This window comes from Psychrobacter sp. 1Y4 (assembly GCF_051847555.1).
The window spans coordinates 1-826 of sequence record NZ_JBPYDE010000351.1; the positions used below are offsets into that span (position 1 = coordinate 1).

Annotated in this window: 1 protein-coding gene; it reads left to right on the plus strand. The window is 44.6% G+C overall.

Annotation, left to right across the window (positions count from 1 at the left end):
- Positions 1-181: 181 nt before the first annotated feature.
- Positions 182-826, plus strand: a 645-nt coding sequence (locus ACS8FC_RS16255; RefSeq protein ID WP_439297538.1) for a Mur ligase domain-containing protein, incomplete at its 3' end; no start/stop codon positions are given.

Sequence of the window (826 nt, forward strand, 5' to 3'; positions counted from 1 at the left end):
CTTGTTAGGCGTTTTTTGTTGGTCATCGAACAGCGTTTACTTTACAATGATCGCTTGTCTGCCAGACTACTGCCATGGCAACGACTGATTAAAACGTTAATCACGACTGATAACAGCTCAGCACCCAAAACTTTATTTTTACTCTCTCTATTTCACTTATTCAAGCTCGTACGGAACGTCTATGCATATTCATATTCTTGGTATTTGTGGTACTTTTATGGGCTCGCTGGCATTATTGGCGCGCGAACTTGGGCATACCGTTACTGGCTCAGATACCAACGTATATCCTCCTATGTCTACCCAACTTGAAAATGCGGGCGTCACTATTGAAGAAGGTTATCTCGTAAAGCATTTGCAACCAGCGCCAGACTTGGTCGTCGTTGGTAATGCGATGAAGCGTGGCATGGATGTGATTGAATATATGTTAGATACGGGTCTGCGCTACACGTCAGGTCCGCAGTTTTTGTCAGAGCAAGTGCTGCAATCGCGCCACGTGATAGCGGTTGCTGGTACTCATGGTAAGACGACAACGACAACCATGCTTGCTTGGATACTGCATTACGCTGGTATCGATACAGGGTTTTTGATCGGCGGTGTGCCACTGGTTAATACCACTGATGAGCACTTACAGCAAGTATTCGCGCATAGCAGCTATCTAGGGGCAGAAAAAACTGACGATGATACGACAGTCCCTTCTGGTTATTTTGTCATTGAAGCTGATGAGTACGATTCTGCGTTTTTTGATAAACGCTCAAAATTCGTTCATTATCGTCCGCGCACTGCTATCTTGAACAACCTAGAATTTGATCATGCAGATATTTTTGCT